Raw genomic sequence first — 2,219 nt, forward strand, 5'->3', positions numbered from 1 at the left:
ATTTATTCATGATATTTTCCTCCGGAGATTTTCAACGTTCATAAAACGCATTTCTCGCTTATTCGGACTGTCAAGGCCATGTCTGGATTTATATTTCAAGCAGCAAATCTCTATGTGGATTCTATATCAATTATATACTCGCATTTTCATTAGCTTTTTGAATATTTTTCATTCGGGAAACTTTCACATATTGAAAATCTTATGTAGATCTATCGCCGGATTGGAAATAACGAAGTACATTGAAGCAGAGCAAAATGGCGCAAATGCCATGTTGTTTTTAAACTACTGTTCTAAGCTGATGTATATATGAGGCAAATCATTTCTTACTTTAAAACAGTCCGAATTCCTTCAGCTTTTTCCTGGTCTTTTGATATAGTTGGGGAACCAAATGGTCAGGTTCTGAATTCGTTTCGTTGAATTGAATAACATATCTGGCTTTCTCTTTGTGATAACGTGTAATTTCATACGTTCTCGAAATGGTTGAGAGCATCATGTAATCAAAGGCATTTCTTGGAATCGGTTTTTGAGCCATATTTAACAAAAACAGCATATCTGCTTCGTGAACTCCACATACGTTTGCCCCGGACACATGGTTGTTATACGCCCCAAAATGAATTGGAAAAGCAAGTGTCATTTTCATCGCTTCTCTAAGGTTACCGTGGATTATCTTATCATCGCCTTTTTCTAAATTGAAGGCGTGTATCTTTAATCGCGGAACTTTATCAGTGGTTATATCCGGGAAGTATTTATCTACAAAATCCTCCAAAACTCTTATGGGTGTTATACCATGCATAGGCCTACCAAGCCTATAAAGCGTTTTTAAAAGATCTACTGTCTTCAAAAGTCTGTTATCATCCAGGTGTTGAAAGGTTTTGCGAACATCTTTCCAGATGTTTCTCACAACGGAAAAGGCCCTGTCTTCAGATTTATAGTATTCAGAGAAAAAAAGGGGAATACAAGAGAAGCCTACACAATGGATTTCATCCAGCTTGATCGAAGACTCGTTTATTGCCTTTATAGCCCCGGGTAGGGAAAGATAAAATATCGAATCACCGCCGAAAGACAATTTCATTTCTTTCCCTCCTTTTACAAAGTACAAACCAGCTTTCTTCAAAAATTTCTCTGTATTTTTCAAAGGCATACCATGGATAATTTATCCTGTGGTTGAACACAATATCAGCCTTTTCCAACTCTTTAGATTTTATGTATCTTTCTTTCCAGGCATCTAAAAACAAGAGCAATTCCATTTGATCCTGGGGCTTTTTTGGAGTTTCTTTCTCAAAGTTGCTTGCTATGACATAATCTGCACCAAGCGTGCGAGCTTCATCAACCGGGACCGGCCTTAATACACCACCATCAAGGGTCTGGGTCCCTCCCAGCCACACCGGGCTGAAAACACCAGGAACTGAAGAGCTTGCCATCACTGCTTCAACAAGATATCCCTCTGTTATCAGCATGGATTCCAATGATACGGTATCAAAAACCACTACGCCAAGGGGGATTTTGCAATCTGAAAACCTCTTTTTGCCAAACAAAATCCTGAAAAAAGGATAATATTCCTCAAGAGATATAAGCGACCTGTAAATAATGCTCCAGATATTTGGCCCTTCTATCTTCTTCAGGTATTTCTTCATGGCAGGTAATTGGTCATCTACAGCAGCAGAAAATTCTTCTAGCACTTTCTCCCAATCTTTGTAAAGTGCATACAGCGCCGCAACGATTGCCCCGGCAGATGACCCGGTGACAATATCTATATCAATGTTTTCCTCTTGCAGCAGTCTCAGCACAGCTATGTGTGCAAATCCCTTTACACCTCCAGCAGCAAGGACCAATCCATTCATTTGATCACCTCTTAAGAGCAGGGTCTAGGGTTTAGTTGTTGGGGTTTGATGTTCTCTCTCTCGCGACTCGAATCACGTGACTCGGTTCTTACCAGCCAAAACCCGCTATGAACTGCTTACGCAGTTGCTTTGAACTTCTAACGAAGTTGCCATGAACCGCTTCGCGGTTGCCTTGAACTACTAGCGCAATCGACTAAGGAATGGAGTCTAGGGCATCAAGGGACGGGTTTAGGGTTTGGTTGTTGGGGTTTAGATGTTCTCTCTCGTGACTCCTGACTCGTAACTCGGCTCTTACCAGCCAAAACCCGCTATGAACTGCTTACGCTTTGAACTTCTAACGAAGTTGCCATGAACCGCTTCGCGGTTGCCTTGAACTAC

2 protein-coding genes are annotated in these 2,219 nt (G+C 41.0%); both read right to left on the reverse strand.

The window, feature by feature from the left end:
- Nucleotides 1-328: 328 nt before the first annotated feature.
- Entirely contained in the window at nucleotides 329-1,072 is a 744-nt protein-coding gene (locus tag AC3LHT_RS10510) for a hypothetical protein (protein WP_488662857.1), read from the reverse strand.
- Complete coding sequence (locus AC3LHT_RS10515) at nucleotides 1,050-1,841, reverse strand: patatin-like phospholipase family protein (protein WP_488662858.1); 792 nt, start codon at nucleotides 1,839-1,841, stop codon at nucleotides 1,050-1,052. Before AC3LHT_RS10515 ends, AC3LHT_RS10510 begins: the two co-directional genes overlap by 23 nt.
- Between the last annotated feature and the right edge of the window lie 378 nt (nucleotides 1,842-2,219).

It is taken from the genome of Kosmotoga sp. (genome assembly GCF_982836095.1).